The organism is Paraburkholderia sp. BR10923, from assembly GCF_040948765.1.
Lineage (GTDB): Bacteria > Pseudomonadota > Gammaproteobacteria > Burkholderiales > Burkholderiaceae > Paraburkholderia > Paraburkholderia youngii.
Window position 1 is genome coordinate 141,523 of record NZ_JBFPKO010000010.1, and the last position, 23,199, is coordinate 164,721.

Here is a 23,199-nt window from a genome sequence, read left to right on the forward strand (position 1 = left end):
ACGGATGAAGCGGTTCGTATAAGGGGCCGCTCCGGTGCGGCCGTCTCCCCCAACCCCATTTCAAACACGTCTATTCCGACCGAACCGTTACGCAGGCCTCCGACGTCTGAAGCAGGAACGTGAAGCTCTCCTGTAAATAGAGGTGCACGGTTTGGTCATCATGGCTCAAATAACCAATCGACACATCCTGCCCAAGGTGGAGCGCGAAATCGCCACCGCGTGTGCTGAGGATACAGCCCCCAGCGATGGCCGGTGCCCAGATGATCTCGCCGCTGACAAAGCGACGAATATGCTCGAGCAGAGGATAGCCTTGCTCGTTAGCCTCGCTCACGGTTGTATAGGCGTTCGTGCCGAGGACCAACGCATACGGTCCATCCACGCCCTGAAGGCGCAGTTCTTCGAGCGCCTTCGCGATCACGGCCGGATAGCCTGCGGCGTCAGTGGGCAGAAGCAGCGCCTGGTTCGACGCAGCTTCGCGGATGCCTGTGATCTGCGCGGCCCGGTAGCCGTCGAAGATCGCGCGGTCTTCCGCAAACGCGAGCCGCGTGGCCGCGTCCTTAGCGGGCTGCCAGTCAGAGTCTTCAGCGCCGCGTTCGACGTCGTCGACAGCGTGGCGTGACAGCGCGAAAGGCACCCGCAGCTCGACGAGCGGTTTGACTTCGCGTTGGCTCGCGCGAATTCCTTCGAGCGGCGCCTCGATGCCGTTCTGATGCCCCGTGCCGACGCCTGCCAGATCCGCACCGCCCAATCCCGTAACGTCTACGACTCGGCGGCCTGCGACCAGGCGCTTGAACGTGCGCGCGACTTCATCTTCGATCTGCGACCAGGCCGCGCTGGAGATGGGCGCCAGCTCGCGGTGGAGATTATTCATACCTTGGTGCTCCTTTGAGTGATCTGATGGCAAGCGAGCCGTCGCCGGACAGCATGTTCTGGGTTGTCTGCACGGCCGCGGTGTCCCGGGACGATGCGGATGCAACGGTGAGGGTGTGAGCGATTCCTGGTTCGCGCTCGGCAAGTGCCTTGAGCAGAGGCTCGGACGGCACGAAGAACAGTCCGCCCGTCACGGCGCGGCTGAAGTCGAGCAGGCGGTCGTAGTTGCCAGCCGGTCGGCCGACGAACATGTTTTCCAGCATCTGTTCGATGGGCTGCGGCGAGCGTGCATAGCCGATGAAATACGTGCCGAATTCGCCAAAGCCGGGCCTGCCGAACGGCATGTTGTCACGGAGAATCTTGATCTCGTCCCCGTTAGCATCTTCGAGCGTCGTCAGGGAACTATGCGACCAGCTCGGCTTCACCGAATCGTTCAGCTCGATGTCCCGGAGCTTCGTGCGGCCGATGATGTGCTCCTGCGCTTCTACTGACAGCGCCCCCCAGCGTCTCATGTCGTGGAGGTACTTCTGCACGAGCACGTAGCTGCCGCCCGCGAAGTTCGGGTCTGTGTCGCCGATCACCGTGAAATGGACGGCCTCTTCACCGACCGGATTTTCCGTGCCGTCGACGAAGCCGATCATTGCGCGCATATCGAAGTTGCGAAAGCCATGGACTTCATCCACGGTCGTCGCCGCTCCTTCGAGGCGGGCCATCAATTCTGTGGCGAGTTCGAAGCAGAGGTCCATGTGGTTGGCACGAATGTGCAGGAGCAGGTCCCCCGGTGTCGCCATCGCTACACGCCCACCGGCGCCGAATTCGCGGAACGGGTGGAGTTCAGCCGGACGAGGCGCACCGAAAAGCCCGTCCCACGCGTGCGAGCCGAACCCAACGACGCATGTGAGATTGCCTGATGGCACACGCTTGCCGATGGCGCGCACGAGATTCGCGACATCGGCGCACCAGGCGCGCACGTTGGCCCGGCTCGCGGCGTCATCGTTGATGGTCGCGACGATGAAAATTGCGTTGCGCGTGACCGGCGAGAAGACGGCTTGCGGAAAGGGCGGTACTGAGGATCGCGTCATTTTCTGATGTACTGTTCAGTGGACGAAGACACCGGACGACCGGTGCGCCTGGGACTGGCTTCAGCAATTTTGCAAGCGCCTCTCATCGCGCGGGGCCACTGAGTGCGCCGCTCATCGCGACCGTACCCCTACTCTCCTGTGGTCCGGTATATAGCGGCAGCGTGATGCGGAAGACAGCGCCCACTACGGACGCAACATCGGCGCCGATGTATCCGCCGTAAGCCTCCACGATTGAGCGGCAAATGGAAAGACCCATGCCCATACCGTTCGCCTTGGTCGTGAAGAACGGACGGAAAAGCTGTTCGCGGTCTTCAAAAGCGATCCCGGGACCGCTGTCCTGAATGCTGAGCCGAACCTCGCGTCCCTCCAGCACCTCTGTACAGATGCGGATCAGCCGAGGTCCGTTCTCAACTCCTGACATTGCTTGCATGGCGTTCATCAGCAGATTGATGACGACCTGCTGGAGTTGCACTTCGTCAGCGAGCAAGCGCGGTCTTTCGATCGGACGGTGAACCTCGCATTGCACGCCCTGACGCTGAAACTCCGGCGCCATCAACTGCACCATCCCGTCCACCGCATCGTCCAGAAATACTTCGCGACGCGGTGCCGGTCGTTTTTGTGCCATCGCGCGAATCTGCCGCACGATCGCGTTGGCGCGTTTTACCGATTTGATCATCTGACCGACCGAGCGCTCCACCTCGTCTAGCTTTGGCGGATCGCGCCGGAGCCATCGCAAAGCCGCATCGCCTGAAGTGACCACAGCGGCAATGGGCTGAGTCACTTCGTGCGCTATCGAAGCCGCGAGCTCGCCGAGCGTAGTCATACGCGTGACATGCGCAAGCTCCGCCATCGAGCGCGCAAGGGCTTCCTGGGTCTGACGCCCGTCGGTGATATCCATCAGTGCACCGACATAAGCAAGATCGGTTGAGGCGGGTGGTCCGAGATGAGCTACATAGTGCACGTACTTGAGCAAGCCGCCTGGCAACAGTAGGCGATATTCGATGTCGATGAGCGGTGCGATTGCATCGCTGTATTGGTGGGCGGCTTCGACTTTTGCGCGGTCGTCAGGATGAGTACGCGCGAGGATCAGTTCCAGACTCGGTTCGATCTCGGGGCGCTGCTCATATCCGAAGATGCGATAGGCCTCGCTTGACCAGAGCATCTCGCCGTTCACCGGCGAAATGCCGATGCTGCCTGTTTTGCTCAAGCGCTGAGCATCGACGAGAAATGCCTCACTGCGCATCAAGGCCTCCTCAGCAATCTTGCGCGCCTCGATATCAGTGTTCACGCCATACCAGCGTCGCACCGCACCGCCAGCATCGTATTGGGGCTCTGCCGCGATATGCATCCAGCGATAATCTCCATCGCGTTGCCGCACGCGCGAAACGTTGTCGAGAGCGCGCCCCGAAGCCACGGATAGTTGCCAGTCACAACGCATGCGGTCCAGGTCGTCGGGATGCACGATTGCCTGCCACAGGTCCCCGCCTTGAGTTCCCGTGTCCATACCCGACTCCTCCCAACGTCGGTTGACAAACACTACTTCCCCTTCGTTTGATGCGCTCCAAACCATTCCCGGGATCGTGTCGATCGCCGCACGCAACTCCTGTTGTCGTTGGCTGAGGGCCATTTCCATACGTTTTTGCAGCGTTATATCGTTATTCGTCGCAAGGATCGCCCTTGGCTTTCCCTTCGCGTCGCGCCAAAGTGCGATGCGGCTCACAACGGTAACGTGGCGGCCATCACGGCACACGCGTTGCAATTCGCCGGCCCAATGTCCGCGATCTACCAGTGCAGCGTAGATCTCGGTCTCTGAATTTGGGAAACGCGTTTGCGTCAGTTTGTCGATGTGCTGGCCGGTTGCATGCTTCGCGGGCCAGCCATAAAGCGTCTCGGCGCCGTGATTCCAAAACGTGATCGATCCGGTCAGGTCGTAGACGAATATGGCGTCGTGCGTCAGGTTGAGCAAGTCGATCAGTTCACGCAGCTGTGCCGTGTTCGTAAGATTGCGAAGCGAAAGGAGCGATGTCGTGCCGATAGCGACCAAGCTAACGACGCAGCGTGCAATTGCATGCCAGGAATAATCGGTATCGTGCGAAAATCCGAACCCAGCCAGCGTAAGGATCGCGACCGCCGCCCCCGTGCTGAGCACGGCCGCGCGCGAACCAGTAGATGCAACGAGCAGTAGGACCACCACATAGAACACCGCCACTGCAATATCGAGTGCCGTAAATGCGTCGATCATGAATACCGCGACCGCCACCAATGCCGCGATCAGCAGAATACATACGTCCACGCGTCGATACGGCCGTGCGGCGTTCTCACTGTCAAATACATTCATGGGCAGAGACGTTGCCGACAGATAAGTCCAGTTATAGAAAATCTGCTCCAGGCGATCGCGACAGGCAATCGTGAATCGCGCAAATGGATATTCAACGAGTGTGGCCTAGCCCTTCGAGGCATGCCAGCACCGCATCACCATTCAGTGGCTTGTCAAGAAAGCACAGTGCCCCGTTGTCGAGCGCCTCGGTACGTGTGGCATTTGAATCAAACGCGCTAAAAAAGATAATCGGTAACGCGGCGTTCATTTCGTTTAGCTTGCGCTGCATTTCTATACCACCCATTCCGGGCATTTGTACGTCGGATATCACGCAACCCACATCGCCAAGACGCCCGGAGTCCAGAAATGCCTCAGCTGAAGAATACGCGCGGACGTCACATCCCAGCGACCTCAAAAGATTGCAGGTGGCAAGCCGTACATGCTCGTCGTCATCGACTATGGAAACAATCATGGGAGTTTGTAAGAAAAATGAACTCGTCCTGAGCACAGTTTCTGGCGGGTCTTCTAAATACTGGTAAATCATGTTCGGTCCCCTGGCTGAGTCAATACACGCCGGGGCTGACGATGATGCCGTAAGTTACGTCCGCCTCGCGGCCCCGTTTCCGAAGGCTCGGTTTGGTTCTGCCTTGCACAAGGCGACAATTTGCCTGCACCTACGATCACATGCTTGCGTATTCGCACGGCTACGCAACCTCTGTCCATCAGTCATGCAAGATCCATATCGTTCGAAATTCGGCTCACGACTCCGGCTCACGCCAGTGCGCAATGGTGCGCCCGTGCCATACATTGCTCTTAAGCGATTTTCGTTCTGTGCCACGCTCATTCCTGAACGTGTATATCGAGGAATTTGCTAGAGATTCGATGACATGGATTTCTCCATCGATTTAACGTAAGCGGCCCTTTCGGGCCGTCGAATACGTGCTATCCAACGATGGGTTTGGTGAGACACGGTGCACGGAACATTTGTTCGAACATCAGCGCGCGAATAGTGCGGCAGAGAACCACGAGCCACAGAGCTATGAGTGCCAGGGCGAATAGCACGCCGATAATACTGAAACCCTCGAAGCCGGTAATGCGCGCAAGACTGAGCGTGGTCATCGTGTAGACGCCGAGCGGGAACGTAAATCCCCACCAGCCGAGATTGAACGGCAAACCTTCTCGGCGATAGCGCAATACAAAAAGTACCGCGCAGGCAAGCCACCAGAGCCCCGCACCCCAGAGCAGCAGCGCACCGAAGGTGCCGAACGCACGCGCAAGATTCGCGACTTCCTGGACGTTGGTGCGAGCGAACGCATTTGCTGCTGCGTCGCCAAGCGTGATCAACCCAAGTGCGCCGGTACCGATCGGCCCGAGTGTGAGCCAGCTCGTCACGCCCATGTCGCGATGCGGCAGCTTGTGGATGACGAGCCGAAACAGCACGATAGTCAGTACAGAAAAGGCGAGCGGCACGGAGATAGCCCACAGCACGTACCCCGCTCCAATCAACCATTGGGCTGTGGCGACCGGCAAGTGCAGCGCGAGCAGTCCTGCGCTCGATGCGCTGACTTCGGGTGCGACTATTGGCAGCAACAACGCCGCGGTGAGACGCTCGAAGCTATGCTCTTGGGTCGTGAACATCAGATACGGCACACCGATGGCTACGAGAACTGCGAGCACGGCGTCGAAGATCCAGAGGTTCAGCGCGAGTTGCGAGGCCGCCTGCCCGTAGTGCGTGCCACCGAACACCACAATGCCGTTGATAATCGGCGCCAGCCCCATGGGAATCGTGCCAAGAAAGAGGGACTGCACTGGGTGGTTCAGCAGCGGCCGGATCGTCTCGCCATACAGCACAAATCGTGCGGCGAACATCAGTGAGAACAGTGCGAAGAGCGTGATGTCCGCAACCCACAGCATCTGTGCCAGAGCGGTCCGCGCACTGCTCGCGCCCGGCAGCGCAGCCAGCACAAGGTAGACCACGCCGGTGCCCATCGTCACAGCGAACCAGTTCGGCGTGAACTGTCGAATCTTTTCCAGCAAGCCGGTCGCACGGTACTCACGAGCGTGCGGCAGGGCAGCGGTCTGCTTCATCTTGTTCTCCTTCTTCCTGGTTGGATGAGAGTAATTTAGGGCTATTGGCGATATACTAGAAATACATGTTTCAGATGCCTCCCATATAATTGTGATATTCCAGTTTCCATGAACTTCACGCACCTGGCCGCGTTTCGCGCCGTGGCCGAAACGGGCAGTGTCACTGCCGCCGCCGCGCGGCTACACGTCAGCCAGCCAGCGCTCACGCGCGAAATCCGCGAACTCGAAGAGCGACTTGGCGTACCGCTCTTTGACCGCATGCCGCGTGGCATGCAGCCGACCGAAGCAGGACGGTTGCTCCTCGAATACGCTGCTCAGATCTTCCGGCTCGCTGACGCGGCGGAAGACGCCGTCAGCGAGTTCGCCGGGCTCAAGCGCGGACAACTCGCCATGGCGTCGAGTCGAACCATCGGGGCCTATTTGCTGCCAGAGCTCATGGACCGCTTTCGCGACCTCTATCCGGGCGTAACAGTCCAGCTAGCCGTTTCTAACACTGAGCAGGTAAAGCATGCGGTGCTCTCCCAACAATGTCAGCTTGGGCTCGTGGAGGGACCGTACGATACTGAGGCATTCGACGCGTTGGCATGCGGCCGCGATCAGATCATTGCGGTGGCTGGCGCTGCACATCCCTACGCGCGGCGCCGAAAATTGCACGCCGCAGACCTAGCCAAAGCGGAGCTTGTCCTGCGCGAGATAGGTTCTGGCACGCGTGAAGTCGTGGCGCGGGCCTATGCAGCAAATGGACTGACACTGGCACCGAGCCTCACGATCGGTAGCCCAGAGGCCATTAAGCGCTTGCTGCGCATTGGCCGTGCGGTGTCCTGGGTGCCACGGCTATCGGTCATAGACGAGCTTGCGAGCGGCACGCTGGTGGAACTTCCGGTTATCGACGTGAACGTCGAGCGGCAGCTCAACATGCTATGGCGTAAAGGGCAGACGCTAAGCCCGAGTGCTCGCGCGTTCAGGACGCTCGTGCAGCAGCGCATATGCGCGACGGCCAACCATCATGCAGCCCCATGAGGTATGGGCACGGAACGCTTCCGTTCCCACGACGCCTATCGGCCGGCGATCGGTTCCTACTGGAGGTTCATATCGCAACCTCCAGCAGCATGTCATGCGCAGCTTGCGGGTGATGCACATATCGACCGGCAGGGCGAGGCGTCGGCGAACTCAGCGCACCCAGCCCTCTGTCTTCATGATCGCGGCACCACGGTCGCTATTCAGAAAGTCAAGGAACTGCTTTGCTTCCGGATCAGCGTCGGGAGCAAGCACGACATTGACGTCTCGCCAGACGGTTCTATCCTTAGGCAAGGCGACATAGTCCGCCTTGTCCGGATGCGTGATGGGCCAGTCCGGCCACGTAATCCATGCGTCTGCGTCTTTCTCGACAAACATCTTGAAGCTCGGGCCGCTTCCTTTCCCGAACCCGACGATGTTCTTTCTGAAACGTCGCACATCTTCGATGCGGCCCGTCCGACCGGCTACATCCTCCCACGTTCCCGTGCCTGACGTGTTTGCAACGCCGGCGCCTTCCGTAACAACGATACGGACACCATCCTTGAGCAGATCATTAAAGCTTCGAATGTTCTTCGGATTCCCCTTCTTTACTGCAATGACGGCAGGCCGAATGTAGATTGGCGCGACGTCGTCCCATCGGAACGTCGTGTATGTTTCAAGCAACGCAGTCATATCCTCTTCTGCGGTGCCCCACAGAATGTCTGCATCAGCCTGTGCCTTCCTGGTCCAGGTGGGCTCTGGTCCACCCGTCACCTCGACTTTTATTCCGGTTTCTTCTGTGAATGTCCTGGCGACCTTTGTAAAAGCAGTGTCGGGGCCACCTGCGCCATACAGTCGAACCACACCATCGTGTGCATCATGCTTTATTGTCGGGTCCGGCACTTCGTGCGCGAACGCGTTGATGGCAAGCGTAGCGGGAATCAACGACGCCAGAAACCGTTTTTTGATTGTCTTGAACACAATTTCCCTTTCACTCGGGGTTGAAGACGAGAGCGCGCAAATACGTGCCACTACGGAAAGAGGCCTTCGGAAGCAGCGAAGCAAGAGCTCGCGCAGACCACTTCATACCGGATCGAAGCGGACGAGATTCATCACGCTCCACCAGGCCACTATAAAGCCGCGAATGAACTTCTCGTGTGCGTCATCACTTTCCTCCACCCATCTTGTGAGTAACGATGGGCAAAGCGCTGCCAATCGTAACGAGTGAGCAGCGAATTTTCTTTCGAAATAGCACGGTGTTTCGCAACCCCAATTGTTTCGGTTTTACAGACTCACGATGCGAATCGTCGTTCTTATTCGCAAAAATGAATCACGCGTAAACACCCGCAAGTAGCGCGCAGAGGATGATGTAACCGTCGGTGGACCTTGTAGGCCAACTGTTCTTGCACCACACGTAAGACCGTAGGTCATTTCGACACTACTTGAACCCCACGTCCATCGACCCCTAAACCTAAACAGAACAAGAGGATCTCTCGTGAAGATTCATAAACCCTTGCTGATTGCCGCCGCCATCGTTGCATCGACTACGTCTTTTGCTGTTGGTCCAACCACGAGTGCGACACCCGACGCCGCCACAACGCATTTCCTCGACGCGCTGAACAGTCAGAAGGGCCCCGGCCTCGAAACGCTCACACCCGAGAAGGCGCGGCAGGTGCTGACTGACGCACAAAACAGCGTGAAGGTCGACCTGTCCGGCATCGACGTATCCGAGCGAACGATCGAGCAGGACGGTATCAGTGTTCCGGTGACAATCGTGCGACCGCAAGGTGCAATCGGTCCGCTGCCGGTGTTCATGTTCTTCCACGGCGGCGGCTGGATTCTCGGCGATTTCCCGACGCATGAACGGTTGGTTCGCGACCTTGTCGTGCAGTCGGGTGCGGTGGCCGTGTTCGTGAATTACACGCCGTCGCCCGAAGCGCACTACCCGGTTGCAATCAACCAGGCCTATGCAGCGACGAAATGGGTGGCCGCGCATGGCACCGAAATCGGGGTGGACGGCAGCCGGCTCGCAGTGGTCGGCAACAGCGTCGGCGGCAACATGGCGGCGGTCGTGTCTCTGATGGCGAAGAACATGAGCGCGCCAGCGATCCGCTTCCAGGGGCTGCTTTGGCCGGTCACCAACCACGACTTCAACGACGGCTCGTACGACGCATACCAGCGAGGCTATTTCCTGACACGTCCGATGATGAAATGGTTCTGGGACGCTTACACGAAGGACGAAGCGCAGCGCAGCGAGATCTATGCTTCGCCGCTTTGGGCAACGATTGACCAGTTGAAGGGGTTGCCGCCGGCGATGATCGAGGTGGCCGAGTTCGACGTGCTGCGCGACGAAGGTGAAGCGTATGGACGCAAGCTCGACGCGGCCGGCGTCGAGGCTGCAACGTTACGCTACGACGGCACGATCCATGACTTCGGGTTGCTGAATGCGCTAGCCAACGACGCAGCGACCAAGGCCGCGATCAAGGCAATGGCCGGCGAGTTGAGGTCGCGGCTCGCGCAGTGATTCCCCACAAAAGTATCAGCCTGGGACGCAGTAGCGAGGTGCGTAGTGAAGTCGAACGCGCCTCGCTTCGGCGGGAGGTCGCACCCCGGCTTTCTCAGTCATCCATACTGGAAAATCTCATGACGCTCAACGAATCGCGCCCACCGTTCCCGCCTTTCACGCTTGAAAGTGCAACTCATAAAGTACGGGCGGCCGAGGACGGCTGGAACAGCCGGGACCCGGAGAAGGTCGCCCTCGCCTACACCCTGGACAGTCAGTGGCGCAACCGTGCCGAATTCATCACCGGCCGAGAGGAGATCGTCCAGTTTCTAGCGCGCAAGTGGAGCCGGGAACTCGAATATCGACTGATCAAGGAGGTGTGGGCGTTTGATGGCAACCGTATCGCAGTGCGCTTCGCCTACGAATGGCGAGACGATGCCAACAACTGGTTCCGATCCTACGGAAACGAGAACTGGGCGTTTAACGACCAAGGCCTGATGCAACGTCGACTAGCTTGCATCAACGACATGCCGATCAAGGAAACCGATCGCAAATTTCACTGGCCGCTGGGGAGGCGTCCCGACGATCATCCTGAGTTGTCCGATTTCGGCTTCTAGATTTGCAACATCAATCGCAGTCTTCCGCTTCCCCGCTTCACTTATTCGGTACGTGAAACAACTGTTTGATTTCCTCTATTAACCACGCTTCAAGTACTTTCATGGAACGCCAATGAAAACCGCATTCTCAAAAACAAAAATGGTCACGGCTCTCGCCGTTTGTGGGGCCGCCCTACTCTCGAGCCAAGCGTCCGCGCAACTGGCCCCGAACCCAGCAACCGATCCGCACATCGATCCACAAGTGCGCCAATTCCTCGCCGAGATTAACAAAGACAGCAGCCCGTTTTGGACGCTGCCGCAACCCCAGCCGCAGGACATCCTGACGAAAATCCAGAATCAGACGCCTGTCGATATGTCCGGGGTCACGACAACAGAACAGACGATCAACGAAGATGGACGCTCCGTGAAGATTTACATCATGAAGCCAGACCATGTGGAAGGCAAACCGGGCGTACTTCTGTTTATACACGGCGGCGTCTGGATTGTCGGCAACTTCGAGAATCACAAGCGTTTGTTGCGCGATCTCGTCGTCGGGTCGGGCCAGGTTGGCGTATTCGTCGAATACACGCCGCTTCCCACCGCACGCTTCCCGACGCAACTTGACGAGTCCTACGCCGCCCTCGAGTGGGTATCGCAGCACGCTGCCGACTTCGGCGCCGACGGCTCCCGCATCGCAATCGCCGGCAACTCGGTCGGCGGCGACATGACCGCCGCACTCACGCTGATGGCGAAGGATCGAAATGGCCCCAAGGTCAGCTTCCAGGTGCTGATGATTCCTGCCACAAATGCAAGCGTCAATACACACTCCTACGAGAAGTACGCGACCGGTCGGTTCCTTGCTCGCGACTTCATGAAATACGGGTGGGACCTGTATGCGCCTGACGCGAAGACGCGCGAAAATCCCTATGTGTCACCGCTGCGTGCCACTGCCCAGGAACTCACGGGTCTGCCTCCTGCGCTCGTCATAACAGCCGAGAACGACCCCCTCCGCGACGACGGGGAAGCTTATGCGCGTCGCCTCAAGGAATCCGGCGTAAGTGTTACCGCCGTGCGTTACAACGGTACCATCCACGACTTCGTTTTTCTGAATGCGCTGCGCAACGTTCCGTCGACACAAGCTGCATTGCAGCAAATCAGCGAAGAGATCCGCGCACACTTGAGCCAATGACCGCAGGCAAACCAATGTGACAGACCGGCCAGCGTACCGAGGTATCTGGCCGGAATTGGTCTGTTGAAGTGCTAGTCAATAGGTGTTGTTTGATGGATCATCGCCGCCTGACCCCGATATGCGCCCGAATCGTCGATCAATTGCCACACGATCGCGTCTTCGATCCAGAAACGCTTACCCGATTTCGTGACGCGCACGCCACGATATCCGCGGGCAAAGCCGTCACTCTTCACTTTGTCGAGAAACGCCTCACGTTCACTACGCTCCGAGAACCCAGCTGAAAGCCGCGATGGCAACGCGGTGATCTCGCTCCAGTCGTATCCAAAGATCGTCTGGGCACGCCGGTTTCCGTACATAAAAACTGGATCGGCCTGTGTGCCATGGGCGAGCAGTGCAAAAGGCGCTGTCTCGTAGAGCCATGTTGCGCCTTCTACGCCTGTCAAGCCCGCTGGTACCAAGGATTCGCCGATAAGCCTACTGTAGCTGTTCGACAAAAGGTGAAAGACATCAATATCCACGCCTGAAGACATGAGCGAGCACTCCCTGAATATTTCGTAAAAGCGGGTCGATCTCTAATCGATAGGATGGGCCGCAGCCTGGGTTACTGACTCCGCAACCCGCCGAACATCATGCCGATTGCGCGATGTTTCGTGTCAGAAGAGCGATGAAAAGCACACCTTTCAACGCGCTCTCGATGAGAGAAAACCAGAATGCGAGTCTGTAAGTTGCGTACTCGGCGGGCAGTGCCGGTACGATCGCGACGACGCTCAGCGCGCAGAGAAAGGCAAATGCGCTGCGTGCGATCCCGCTCCCTCTGAGCGCAAATAAGGACAGAACAAGCCAAAGCGCTGCGGAAATTCCGAGCGCAAACCGTTCTGCGATATCTTGTGCGCCCCAGTATTCTACGGGCAGTTCGATCAACGCCCAAAGTGCGGTCAGTTTGATGAGGCGTTCGCTCCAGCGAGTGCGCAACGAAACGGCAATGCGGCCGGGAACCGGCGCATTCATCATGGTTTCCGCTTTCTCGATTACCGGGAATCCGGGATCTCCATATTCCATGGCCATTCCTTTCGTGGGCCTCCACGCGATCCGCGTGCAGGCGATCCCTGGGTTCGTCAGTCTTTGAGGAATTCGAGCAGATCCGCGTTGACCATCTCCGCGTGCGTCGTGCACATGCCGTGCGGTGCGCCTGGGTACACCTTCAGCACGCCATTCGGCAACCGCTTTACGGACAGGCTTCCGGAGTCTTCAAGCGGCACGATCTGGTCCGCATCGCCCTGGAGAACAAGCGTGGGGATGGTCATCTTTTCGAGGTCGTCGGTGAAATCGGTTTCCGAAAACGCTTTAATGCAATCGTAGGCGCTCTTGATCGAGCACTGCATGCCTGCGTACCAGAATGCGTCTATCGTCCCTTGCGATACCGACACGCCGTCGCGATTGAATCCATAGAATGGCATCGCCAGATCCTTGAAGTATTGAGAGCGGTTGGCGAGCACAGCATGGCGAATATCGTCAAACACGGCGAGGGGCAGGCCGAGCGGATTCGCTGCGGTCTTGAGCATCAACGGGGGCACGGCGGCAACCAGCACGGCCTTTCTTACGCGATGCGCGCCGTGACGACCGATATAGCGCGCCACTTCCCCTCCGCCGGTCGAGTGTCCGACGAGTACCGCATCCCGCAGATCAAGGTGTTCGATCAATTCAGCGAGATCATCCGCATAGCGGTTCATGTCATTGCCGTCCCACGGTTGGCTTGATCGGCCGTGACCGCGGCGGTCGTGCGCGACCACACGATAGCCCCGCTCCGCAAGATGGATCATCTGCAGGTCCCACGCGTCCGAATTCAGCGGCCAACCGTGCGAAAACACGACCGGTCGGCCCGCGCCCCAATCCTTATAGAAGAGTTCGGTATTGTCCTTCAGCGTCAGCTTCATGTTGAAATTTCCTTATCCAGTTGAAACCATGAGTAGTGAATGACACAGCGCTCGGCGGGCGATGTACCGCAAAAATGCCGCGCATGCGCATTATCGGAATTCGATCGGGCGTACTGTTCGACGATCAGAAAGCATGTGTCGGAATTGCACGTCCGCGCACCGCAGGCGGGGATGTGGCATGCCAGCGATCAGCAGTCCGCGCTGTGGTCCAATGCGTCCATGCTGATCATCTCGTCTGCATTGAGTGGCTGTGGCCTCCGAGGCCGTGGCCGATAGACATTCTCGCCGCGCCGGATTTCGCGGCCGCTCACCGCACATACGCCTGAACGGGGGGCACGGGCCAGATACCACTCCTGATCTCCATACGCGCACCGTAATGGATCTCGCCACGCGAGCGTTACCCGGGTTGCGGTTGACCGCTCCACGACGCGTATGGTGACGCAACGCACTGCATTTCCAGGGGTGCGGTTCAGGCCGGGCGTCACGGCTGGTGCGGCCAGGTAGTCCGCGTCTGTTTCACCTGACATTGATCCGAGCAGGCCGATAGTCATCAGCCACGGGTCGACAACATTGGAGTGCAATTCCATGATATTGATTCCTTTATGTCTGTTTGACTGCTGAAAAGCGACCACTCCGACTCAAACATCCGGTTTCCGGGCGCACCTTCCGCCCACGATAAGCCGAACAGATATTCCGCGCTGTGCAAGAGGAACTGACGCACGTTGCTATCAATGCTCATGAACTCTGTTTCTCCATGCAAGCGGTGCCGCCCCGACGAAGCGCTTGAAGACCGTGGTGAAATGCGCCTGTGAGCGAAAGCCGCAATTCAGCGCAATCTCTAGCATGTTCTGTCGCGTCTCGAGCAATAGAGACTGGGCGTGTTCAATCCGACGACGCAACAGATATTCGTGTGGACGCAGTCCGCACGCAGCGCGAAATTGCGCCGCGAAGTGCATGCGCGTCAGTCCCGTACTTTGCGCCATGTCCTCGAGACCGATGGGCTCCGCAAGGTTCGCATCGATAAATTCCATCACGCGCGTCATGCGCCATTTTGGTAATTCGGAGCTGGTGCGCTGATTGCGCGGTTGCTTCGCGTATTGACGGCTCACAAGCCGTGAAACGATCGCGAGGCTCACACTTTCCATATAGATCTTGCCCAGGGCTGCGTCGCTACTCTGCGAGACTGCGAGCGCTTGGCCCAGGCGCTCGATCGCCGGATCCCGCAGCAGGCACTCGCCGGCAAGCGTGAGGTCGCCGTTTGGTGCGCGATTGAACAGGTCTTCGTAGCATTCGCCCAGTGCCTTCTGGGATGCATAAAGGTGCAGGACGTCGCCCTGCATCGAGTAACTAGCCCTTGCGCTCGTCCCAGGGGCAGCCGCGTGGGCGACGCCCGCAGGCACGCGCCCGCGAATCAACGGGCGCCCAGCGTATTCAAACGTCAGGGACGTGCACTTCAAGTTCAGCGCGATGCAGTGCAACGCCGGATGCCCGTCGCTCGAGACATCAAGCGGCGTGCTCTCCGTATGGGTCCATCGCTGGACGAGTACATCCGGGGAAGGCTGAAGCCTTGCCTCGGGATTCCGCCAGCGATCTTCTTGATCGATTCGCCTGCGAGCGACGAGAGGCAACTCGCTGGTTACAGGTTGAGGACATTCCAGCACGCTACTCATGGTTTATCTCCGTTCCCGGCCGCCTCGGTCTTTCACAGCGGCGCGATGATGAGCAATTTTTCAGGTTCAAAGGTAGCCCACAAGCCCAATCGCCACTAGCCCTACAATCGATTCGCCGATTGGCCATACGGTTTGGTATGGCTAATACCGCCGACAGCAGAGAGGCCGCTTTGCTGGCTTGACGTACTATGCAATTACCGATTGGTTGATTTTTAGGTGCATTTTTCTGGAAGTTTCTGGTTATTTGTATCTCGAACCTATACCTCGGTATTAGTCGCAACATATAAATGTTTTCGCTCGCTTTCTCGAGCCGGGTTCGCGTTCATCGCGCAAAAAAAAGGCGGTCCAGAGACCGCCATCAAGAACACACGAGTGACCGGTGAGCACCGGCCACGAAGGGATACATTCACGTCGGATTAGGCAAAGCCTCCATTCACGCGCAGAACCTGTCCGTTCACCCACTCGCCGTCTTTGCCGACCAGGAACGACACGGTGCCGGAGATATCCGCCGGCTCGCCGAGCCGCTGCAGCGGCGCAAGCTGCGCGAGCTGATGAATCTGTTCCACCGTTTTTCCTTTGAGGAATAGCTCCGTGGCAACCGGGCCCGGTGCCACAGCGTTCACGGTAATGCCCTTCCCGCGCATCTCATTAGCCAGTACCCGAACGAGCCCCTCAACACCGGCCTTCGATGCGATATACGCGCCATATCCTGGAAACGACTTGGCGATAACGCTGCTCGTGAAGGCTACGATCCGTCCGCCCGGTCCCAAATGCTTCGCCGCGTGAGCCATCACAAGATAGCTGCCACGCAGATTCACGTCGATTACGCGATCGAAGATCTCGATCGCATCAGGCTCGATCGGTTTGAGAGGCATGATGCCTGCGCAGTTTACGACCGCGTCCAGACGTCCAAACTCGGAAAGCGTGCGGCTAAATAGGTCTGCAACTGCGTCGGCATTGGCGAGGTTGGCAGGCACTGCGATCGCACGACTGCCGCGGCTAATGATTTCCGTTACCAACTCATCCGCATGGGCTGGGTTACCAGCGTAATTGGCTACGATGGCGAATCCGTCTTCTGCAAGGCGCAGAGCGACTTCCTTACCGATGCCACCGGAAGCGCCGGTTACCAACGCCACTTTGATCGATTCTGTCATGACATGCTCCTGGACTGGGGAAAAGACGCTAACGACGAACAGGCCCGCGCTATCGACTCGCACCGTTGCTGATGAAATTGCGTCGGACTCGCGTGATTCGCAGTCCGGGAGACCCATGTCGGTCGCGAGCAAACGCGTGCTTCGCTCTGGTCTCCAGCATCCAGTAGTCGGAACGATCTCGAGCGTAGGCGCCGCTCTTTCGTGCCTGAGGAAGTATAGGGACTAGGGTCGACGCGGGCCATCGGGCCGTGGCATAACCGGGCTATACGATGGCGCTAGGGGATGGACCGATGGTGTATGCCACTGGCGTGGCCGAAATGCTCAGCTCTCGTCGGGGCTGCTTCCGATTCCAAGTGCCTTGGCCTTCAGTACGAAGTCGGCGAGCGTGCTCGCCTCCATTTTCCGCATCGCCTGCCCGCGATGTATTTTGATGGTGATTTCGCTGAGTCCCATCTCCGCGGCGATCTGCTTATTACGCAAGCCTGATGCGACGAGCGCCATAACTTCGCGCTCCCGTGGGGTAAGCGATTCGTAGCATCTCCTGAGCGCCGAAGAGGCGCGCTCCATGTTGCGACGCTTTTCGTCGGCTGCCAATGCCTGATCGACGGCGTCGAGCATGTCCTGGTCGCGAAACGGCTTCGCAAGAAAGTCCGTCGCACCTGCCTTCATTGCCTTGACCGTCATGGCAATGTCGCCGTGGGCGGTCATAAAGATGATTGGGATACGGAGGTTGCTCGCAGCGATCTGCTCCTGCACCGCAAGTCCGCTCTGCCCTTTGAGGCGCACGTCGAGAATCAGACAGCTCGGTACGTCTGGCTTCTCGAACGCCAGGAAATCTCGCGCCGACAAGAACGCTGCGACGGGCAGGTCCACCGATCGCAGCAGAGTACTCAGAGCCTCCCGCATCGAATCGTCGTCGTCGACAACGTAGACGATCCGATTCAGCGCTTCCCCCGTTTCGTCATACTGTGAACTCATGCCCCGCTCTCCTGATGCTGCCGTAATTCATGTTTTTTTGCCTATTTTTTCGAGGCACGCGAGTATGTCCGCGCCAGTTACAGGTTTGTCGAGAAAGCACACCGCGCCGTTGGCAAAAGCTTGCTTGCGCATCGCGTCGGAACCGAAAGCGCTGATAAAAATAATAGGAAGCGCAATCTTCTTTTCGATAAGCTTGCGTTGCATTTCGAGGCCATCCATTCCGGGCATCTGCACGTCCGAAATCACGCAATCAATATCGCCGAGTCGGCCTGAGTCGAGAAACGCGGCAGCCGACGCGAATAGCAGGACATCACAGTCCAGTGACATCAAGAGCATGCCAGTCGCGAGACGCACGCTTTCGTCATCGTCAACGACCGAGACAATCATGGCGGGAGGCAAGCGAATGGTCCTCGTGCGGGCAGCGTTTTGAGCGGGGCGCTTGCCAGCTATTCTAGACGGCTAACGTCGCAGTCAACACTATATCTCCCGGTGTGGCAACTATATCTACGTATTAGTTTTGATTGCTCCGCATAGGCGCACCGGTTACGCCACTGTTTCCACGTCAGTCTGGCAGGGGCGCATTCGGGGCGGCCGGCTGCTCTGCCCCGAAACGGGGCGCGCAAATGTATTTCCGCTGCCGTGCGGATTTCAAAAAAGGACCGTTGACTTCGACAGCGATCGTGGTCGGGTAGTGGCACGCTATCCCCGTCGCCATCGCGTATTGGACGGCTGCTTTCGGGTTTCGCCGGGATCTGCCCGGGTGCCACGAGTACGAACAGCGCGAACGCGCCAGATTCCCTCACGACCCACAGGATAAAACCATGTCCCACCATTTGGACTCCCCTATTGCGCGCCAGGATATTCGCCTGGATATCACCGACCTTTACTGCTTCAGAGGGCAGACTGGCACGGTGCTCGTCATCAACGTCTGTCATTCGTTTTTGGGCGAGGTCATGGTTCCCGGCTACCATCCGGAAGGCATGTACGAATTCAAGATTGACACGAACGCGGATGCCGTTGAGGACATTACATATCGCCTGACGTTTGGCGACCGCGAAGCGCAGGGCAAGCAACGCTTTATATTGCGCCGCATTGCCGGTGACAAAGCGGTGGACCCGCACGCACCGGGAGAGGTTGTCGTTGAAGGCGCCACCGAAGCCGTGGTTACCGCTGCGTCGGGGCTGCGGGCGTGGGCTGGCAAGGCAGGCGATCCGTTCTGGATCGAGGCCGACGTCCTGCACGCGGTAGGCCACGCCTTCCAGGATGGCACACCGCTCGAGCTGGGCGCATGGACGCCGAAAGATGCTCGCAACCTGTTCGCCGGTCATACTGTCTATTCGATCGTCATCGAGATCCCCGATGCCGAACTCCTCGCGCTGGCTGGGCCGGACCATCGCATCGGCGTGTGGGCGGTCGCCTCGCTGGCAACTGACGCGGGCGGCTGGCGCTCGATCAACCGCGTTGGCCTCCCAATGATTCATCCGCTCTTCACGCAGTTCAACGAGGATCTCGGTAACCGGCTGAATGCGGGTAACCCAGCGGACGACTTCGCCACATTCGGCGAAACAATCATCAAGGCCGTCGCAGGCGCGGTTACGGCAAATGGGACGGCTGAAGATCCGATCGGATACGCTACCTCCGTCGCACATCGCTTCCTCCCGAACATCCTGCCTTATACCGTCGGCACCCGGGCAGTCTTTGGCATGGCCAGTTGGAACGGCCGCTCATTGACTGACAACGCGCCGGACGTCATGTTCACGATCGCGGCGAATACGCCGGTCAGCCAACATATCGGCAAAGAATCCGTATCCCGGAAGCCGAACGCCAGCTTCCCGTATGTGCCCAGGATCTGACGCGCCGTGTGAACCCGCGCCGCGCGGGTTCGCACTTTCCGGCCGCTTTGCGAGAGACGTCCATGCCCTTCGATTTCCGACTGAAGCATTCCGAGGCTCGCCCCTCGATAGCATTACTGCCCTCCACGCCGGCCCAAGGCGCAACGCTGCTTGCGCTGCTCGTCTTCATCGCGCTACTTCACGTTGTCGGGTGGGGCACGCTGATCATGCTCGTCGATCCATTGCATCTCAGCATCGGCTCGAAGGCGTTCGGCATCGGCGTTGGCCTAACCGCCTACACGCTAGGCATGCGTCATGCGTTCGACGCGGACCATATCGCCGCGATCGACAACACGACGCGTAAGCTGGCCGGCGAGGGCAAGCCGGCAGTATCGGTCGGCTTCTGGTTTTCGCTCGGTCATTCGACAATAGTGTTCGCGCTGACCCTTCTACTGGCGCTCGGTGCGCATTCCGTTGCCGGATACATCAATCGCGAGAATTCCGCCTTTCATGCGCTCACCAGCGTTGTCGGTACTAGTGTTTCGGGCGCGTTTCTCTATTTGATCGCTGCGTTCAATCTGGTTACGCTGATCGACATTGTGAAGCTGTTCAGGCAACTTCGACATGGACACTTCGACGAAGCATCCCTCGATGCGCTAAGCGACCGGCGTGGTTTCCTGAACCGGCTGCTTGCACCGTTTATGCGAATCGTCAGCAAGTCCGCGCATATGTATATCGTAGGCTTGCTGTTCGGCCTCGGCTTCGATACGGCGACCGAAATCGCACTTCTCGTGATCACCGGCTCCGGCGCGGCGTCCGGCCTGCCGTGGTACGCCACACTGTGTCTGCCCGTGCTCTTCGCTGCCGGAATGCTGCTGTTCGACACGCTCGACGGCTCGTTCATGAACGTCGCGTACGGGTGGGCGCTCTCGCGCCCCGTGCGCAAGATCTACTACAACATCGTCGTGACCTCGCTCTCGATCGGCGTGGCATTGCTGATTGGCACGCTCGAAATACTCGGCCTGTTTCGGGAGCGGCTCGATCTGCATCACGGCGCATTCGCGTGGCTCGCCGAACTGGACCTCGACAAGATTGGCTTTGCGATCGCCGGCTTGTTCGTCGCGACCTGGCTCGTGTCGGTTGCCGTCTGGAAGCTAGGCCGCGTCGAGGAAAAATGGGCACCGCGAGCCCAGCGCGCGGCAGCGTCGCGCGATTGAAGCACACACTACTCATTCACTGTGGAGAACGCAACATGAAAACGCGTACCCTGGGCCGGCATGGCCCGACGGTGTCGGCGCTCGGCCTCGGCTGCATGGGCATGTCCGATTTTTACGGACCGGCCGATCGCACGGAAAGCATCGCCACGTTGCACGCCGCGCTCGAAGCTGGTGTCACGCTGCTCGATACTGGCGACTTCTATGGGATGGGTCACAACGAGTTGCTCATTCGCGACGCACTGGCGAGCATCGCGCCGTCGCGTCGGGACTCGGCCATCATCAGCGTGAAATTCGGTGCGTTGCGCGATCCCGCGCGGGGCTGGCACGGCTACGATGGCCGTCCGGCGGCGGTACGCAACTTTCTGGCTTATTCACTGCAGCGGCTCGGTGTCGACCATGTGGATATCTATCGGCCCGCGCGACTCGATCCCAGCGTCCCGATTGAGGACACGGTGGGGGCAATCGCGGACCTGGTAAAGGCGGGATATGTGCGCCATGTCGGTCTGTCCGAACTCGGTCCCGAATCGATCCGTCGCGCGGCGGCCGTCCATCCCATCAGCGACCTGCAGATCGAATACTCCCTGATTTCGAGGGGCATCGAGGACGAGATCCTGCCGACCTGCCGCGCCTTGGGTATCGGCGTTACCGCCTATGGCGTGCTCTCGCGCGGACTCATTAGCGGGCACTGGCACGCGGGCACGCGCACGAACGATTTTCGCGCGATCAGCCCTCGTTTCCAGGAAGAAAATGCGGCACATAATCTTGCACTCGTCGAGGCATTGCGGGCCGTCGCCGATCGTAAGGGCGTGACTGTCGCTCAGCTCGCGATTGCCTGGGTCGCGTCACGAGGCAACGATATCGTGCCCCTCGTCGGCGCCCGCAAGCGCGAGCGGCTGAACGAGGCATTCGGCGCGCTTGATGTCGAACTCGACGCGAACGACATCGCCGACATAGAGCATGCGGTGCCGAAAGGCGCAGCGGCTGGCGAACGTTACGCACCCGCGTTGCTCACTGAGCTGGATAGCGAGAAGCGTAACCGCTGACGCAATGCATTCCTGGCGGTGGCCGGCGCGCGAGGCAGCCGGTCACCGCTCGCCGCGTCGACTTCGGTCTCCCGGCGCAGTCGCTGAAGGCCGCATAGAAGCCGTTACAAGCAGTCGGCCACCCTTCGGAAGATCAACGGCGCATTCGAGTCGGCTACACCAGCGTTTAACGCCCTAAGCAAGAGCGAAAGCGGCTTATACCATGGTGTAGTGGCTATCGCGCCCTCGTGCTGTTATTGTCGAAGACAGTACAGGAACCAGCCACAACCTTATCTGCTGGCTCCGCAGAACTTCGAATCGGTTCGAAATCCGTTCAGTCGTATTTCCAGATACAGCGATGATCAAACCTGGACCGCCCGCTTCGCTCGATGGCCCCTCCAGCACGATCGATCCGACCGCTGCGACGACCTCCTCCCAAGCAATGCCGAACCCCGTCACCGCTGCCGACATTGCGGGAGGCGTGCCTCAGGAGCTGTTCCGTCTCGCGCCAATCCCGATCCTTGTAGAAGACTGGTCGGAGGTCAAACGGCGAATCGACGCTCTGCGAGAAAGCGGCGTTGCGGATCTCGATGCGTACATAGAAGCGAATCCGGGGTTAATCGACGAACTGCGCCGCCTGCATTCGATCGTAGATGCTAACGAAGCCACCCTTTCTCTTTTCGAGGCCGACTCAAAGGAGATATTTCACGCGTGGTCGCGTCAGTTGTTGCCGGCCGATCGATTCAGTAACTCACAGGTCTTGCGCGGGATGCTGCTGGGCCACACGTCGTGCCAGGGCGAGCGCACACTCACGTCGCTGAAAGGACGGAAGGTACCGATCGTCTGGCGCTGCGCATTGCCCGACAAGATCGAGCAATACCGACGGCTTCACTTCTACGCGTTCGACGTCACGGAGTACAAGGAAAACAGCGCTCGACTCGATGCGCTGCGTGCCGAGATGGCGCACTCGCAACGGGTATCGACGGTCGACCAGTTGGTCGCATCGATTACCCACGAGATCGGTCAACCGCTCGCTGCGATCCGCACGGCGATCGAGGCCGCGATTCGCTGGCTTGGCCGCAAGGAACCCCACGTGACGGAGGCGGTAGCCGCGCTGCGCAATGCAGCTCGCTGGACCGACGACACGACCGAGATTTGCCGCCGGCTGCGCGGTTTTCTTGGCAACGCACCGATACAAGCGCGGCGTCTCGACTGTGCGGAGATCATCGAATCAGCGATGCTCCTCGTTGCGCCGGAAGCAAATGCCAAGTCGATTTCGCTGCGCAAGGAGGTCGAACCCGGGCTAACGGCATTCGCTGATCACATCCATGTCCAGCAGGTTCTCACCAATCTGCTGATCAACAGCGTGCACGCGATCGCTGCACGCGGCCGGGATGGCGAGGCCTTTGTGCGAGTCAGGGCTGTAAGTTACAGCGAGATGCACGTGCTGTTCGAAGTCGTCGACTCCGGTTGCGGAATCGACAGTGCCGATCCACAGGCCGTTTTTCAGCCTTTCCTCAGCACGAAGCGCGATGGCATGGGGATGGGCCTGCCGATTTCGAAATCGATCGTTGAATCGCACGGTGGCAAGATCTGGGTGGGGTCCACGGGGAAAACCGGGACCCGCTTCTGCTTTACGCTGCCGCGTCCCGAAACAGCCGCCAACGATGCCGTGGATGTCCATGCTAACGATGCGGGAACGCTCATCCGCGATTCCTGATGACAGAGTGCCCAGCATTGCATGGGTCAGC

The 23,199-nt window shown here is 59.0% G+C and carries 22 protein-coding genes; 8 read left to right on the forward strand and 14 right to left on the reverse strand.

Annotated elements, in window-relative coordinates:
- Positions 1–70 precede the first annotated feature (70 nt).
- The 5 genes from AB3X94_RS20670 to AB3X94_RS20690 form a co-directional block, all read right to left on the reverse strand.
- Positions 71–871, reverse strand: a complete 801-nt coding sequence (locus AB3X94_RS20670) for a family 1 encapsulin nanocompartment shell protein (protein WP_368612598.1) — start codon at positions 869–871, stop codon at positions 71–73.
- Complete coding sequence (locus AB3X94_RS20675; protein ID WP_368612542.1) at positions 864–1,952, reverse strand: Dyp-type peroxidase; 1,089 nt, start codon at positions 1,950–1,952, stop codon at positions 864–866. Before AB3X94_RS20675 ends, AB3X94_RS20670 begins: the two co-directional genes overlap by 8 nt.
- Positions 1,953–2,034: 82 nt before the next feature.
- Complete coding sequence (locus tag AB3X94_RS20680; RefSeq protein WP_368612543.1) at positions 2,035–4,290, reverse strand: PAS domain S-box protein; 2,256 nt, start codon at positions 4,288–4,290, stop codon at positions 2,035–2,037.
- Positions 4,291–4,381: 91 nt separating this feature from the next.
- Positions 4,382–4,813, reverse strand: coding sequence for a response regulator transcription factor (locus AB3X94_RS20685; protein WP_368612544.1), 432 nt, complete (start codon positions 4,811–4,813; stop codon positions 4,382–4,384).
- A 398-nt stretch (positions 4,814–5,211) separates the two neighbouring features.
- Positions 5,212–6,480, reverse strand: coding sequence for a TDT family transporter (locus tag AB3X94_RS20690; protein WP_368612545.1), 1,269 nt, complete (start codon positions 6,478–6,480; stop codon positions 5,212–5,214).
- Here AB3X94_RS20690 and AB3X94_RS20695 point away from each other — a divergent pair.
- On the forward strand, positions 6,466–7,377 hold the full coding sequence (locus AB3X94_RS20695) for a LysR family transcriptional regulator (protein ID WP_368612546.1): 912 nt from the start codon (positions 6,466–6,468) through the stop codon (positions 7,375–7,377). The genes AB3X94_RS20690 and AB3X94_RS20695 overlap by 15 nt on opposite strands.
- Positions 7,378–7,527: 150 nt before the next feature.
- Here the strand turns inward: AB3X94_RS20695 and AB3X94_RS20700 are convergent, their stop codons facing one another.
- Positions 7,528–8,334, reverse strand: a complete 807-nt coding sequence (locus tag AB3X94_RS20700; protein ID WP_368612547.1) for an extracellular solute-binding protein — start codon at positions 8,332–8,334, stop codon at positions 7,528–7,530.
- Between the two features lie 514 nt (positions 8,335–8,848).
- Between AB3X94_RS20700 and AB3X94_RS20705 the strand changes: the two genes are divergently transcribed.
- The 3 genes from AB3X94_RS20705 (at position 8,849) to AB3X94_RS20715 (ending at position 11,641) form a co-directional block, all read left to right on the forward strand.
- Entirely contained in the window at positions 8,849–9,877 is a 1,029-nt protein-coding gene (locus AB3X94_RS20705; protein WP_368612548.1) for an alpha/beta hydrolase, read from the forward strand.
- 119 nt (positions 9,878–9,996) lie between these two features.
- Positions 9,997–10,473, forward strand: a complete 477-nt coding sequence (locus tag AB3X94_RS20710; protein WP_368612549.1) for a DUF1348 family protein — start codon at positions 9,997–9,999, stop codon at positions 10,471–10,473.
- A 112-nt stretch (positions 10,474–10,585) separates the two neighbouring features.
- Entirely contained in the window at positions 10,586–11,641 is a 1,056-nt protein-coding gene (locus AB3X94_RS20715; protein WP_368612550.1) for an alpha/beta hydrolase, read from the forward strand.
- A 71-nt stretch (positions 11,642–11,712) separates the two neighbouring features.
- Here the strand turns inward: AB3X94_RS20715 and AB3X94_RS20720 are convergent, their stop codons facing one another.
- The 8 genes from AB3X94_RS20720 to AB3X94_RS20755 all read right to left on the reverse strand — a co-directional run bounded on the left by AB3X94_RS20720 (position 11,713) and on the right by AB3X94_RS20755 (position 17,764).
- Positions 11,713–12,171, reverse strand: coding sequence for an MEKHLA domain-containing protein (locus tag AB3X94_RS20720; RefSeq protein WP_368612551.1), 459 nt, complete (start codon positions 12,169–12,171; stop codon positions 11,713–11,715).
- A gap of 97 nt (positions 12,172–12,268) precedes the next feature.
- On the reverse strand, positions 12,269–12,700 hold the full coding sequence (locus AB3X94_RS20725; RefSeq protein WP_368612552.1) for a hypothetical protein: 432 nt from the start codon (positions 12,698–12,700) through the stop codon (positions 12,269–12,271).
- Between the two features lie 56 nt (positions 12,701–12,756).
- Positions 12,757–13,575, reverse strand: a complete 819-nt coding sequence (locus AB3X94_RS20730) for an alpha/beta fold hydrolase (protein WP_368612553.1) — start codon at positions 13,573–13,575, stop codon at positions 12,757–12,759.
- A 188-nt stretch (positions 13,576–13,763) separates the two neighbouring features.
- Positions 13,764–14,162 (reverse strand): DUF3331 domain-containing protein, encoded by a 399-nt coding sequence (locus tag AB3X94_RS20735; RefSeq protein ID WP_368612554.1) that lies wholly within the window; start codon positions 14,160–14,162, stop codon positions 13,764–13,766.
- Positions 14,163–14,303: 141 nt separating this feature from the next.
- Complete coding sequence (locus AB3X94_RS20740; RefSeq protein ID WP_368612555.1) at positions 14,304–15,245, reverse strand: helix-turn-helix domain-containing protein; 942 nt, start codon at positions 15,243–15,245, stop codon at positions 14,304–14,306.
- A 416-nt stretch (positions 15,246–15,661) separates the two neighbouring features.
- Entirely contained in the window at positions 15,662–16,399 is a 738-nt protein-coding gene (locus tag AB3X94_RS20745) for an SDR family oxidoreductase (protein WP_368582159.1), read from the reverse strand.
- A gap of 321 nt (positions 16,400–16,720) precedes the next feature.
- Positions 16,721–17,377 (reverse strand): response regulator transcription factor, encoded by a 657-nt coding sequence (locus tag AB3X94_RS20750; protein WP_368612556.1) that lies wholly within the window; start codon positions 17,375–17,377, stop codon positions 16,721–16,723.
- Positions 17,378–17,404: 27 nt separating this feature from the next.
- Positions 17,405–17,764: a response regulator transcription factor gene (locus AB3X94_RS20755; RefSeq protein ID WP_368582226.1), complete on the reverse strand. Its 360-nt coding sequence runs from the start codon at positions 17,762–17,764 to the stop codon at positions 17,405–17,407.
- Positions 17,765–18,198: 434 nt separating this feature from the next.
- Between AB3X94_RS20755 and AB3X94_RS20760 the strand changes: the two genes are divergently transcribed.
- The 4 genes from AB3X94_RS20760 to AB3X94_RS20775 all read left to right on the forward strand — a co-directional run bounded on the left by AB3X94_RS20760 (position 18,199) and on the right by AB3X94_RS20775 (position 23,168).
- Positions 18,199–19,230: a DUF4331 family protein gene (locus tag AB3X94_RS20760; protein WP_368612557.1), complete on the forward strand. Its 1,032-nt coding sequence runs from the start codon at positions 18,199–18,201 to the stop codon at positions 19,228–19,230.
- Positions 19,231–19,292: 62 nt separating this feature from the next.
- Positions 19,293–20,426 (forward strand): HoxN/HupN/NixA family nickel/cobalt transporter, encoded by a 1,134-nt coding sequence (locus AB3X94_RS20765; RefSeq protein WP_368612558.1) that lies wholly within the window; start codon positions 19,293–19,295, stop codon positions 20,424–20,426.
- A 35-nt stretch (positions 20,427–20,461) separates the two neighbouring features.
- On the forward strand, positions 20,462–21,469 hold the full coding sequence (locus tag AB3X94_RS20770) for an aldo/keto reductase (protein ID WP_368612559.1): 1,008 nt from the start codon (positions 20,462–20,464) through the stop codon (positions 21,467–21,469).
- A 337-nt stretch (positions 21,470–21,806) separates the two neighbouring features.
- On the forward strand, positions 21,807–23,168 hold the full coding sequence (locus AB3X94_RS20775; protein ID WP_368612560.1) for a sensor histidine kinase: 1,362 nt from the start codon (positions 21,807–21,809) through the stop codon (positions 23,166–23,168).
- The last annotated feature ends 31 nt before the right edge of the window (positions 23,169–23,199 follow it).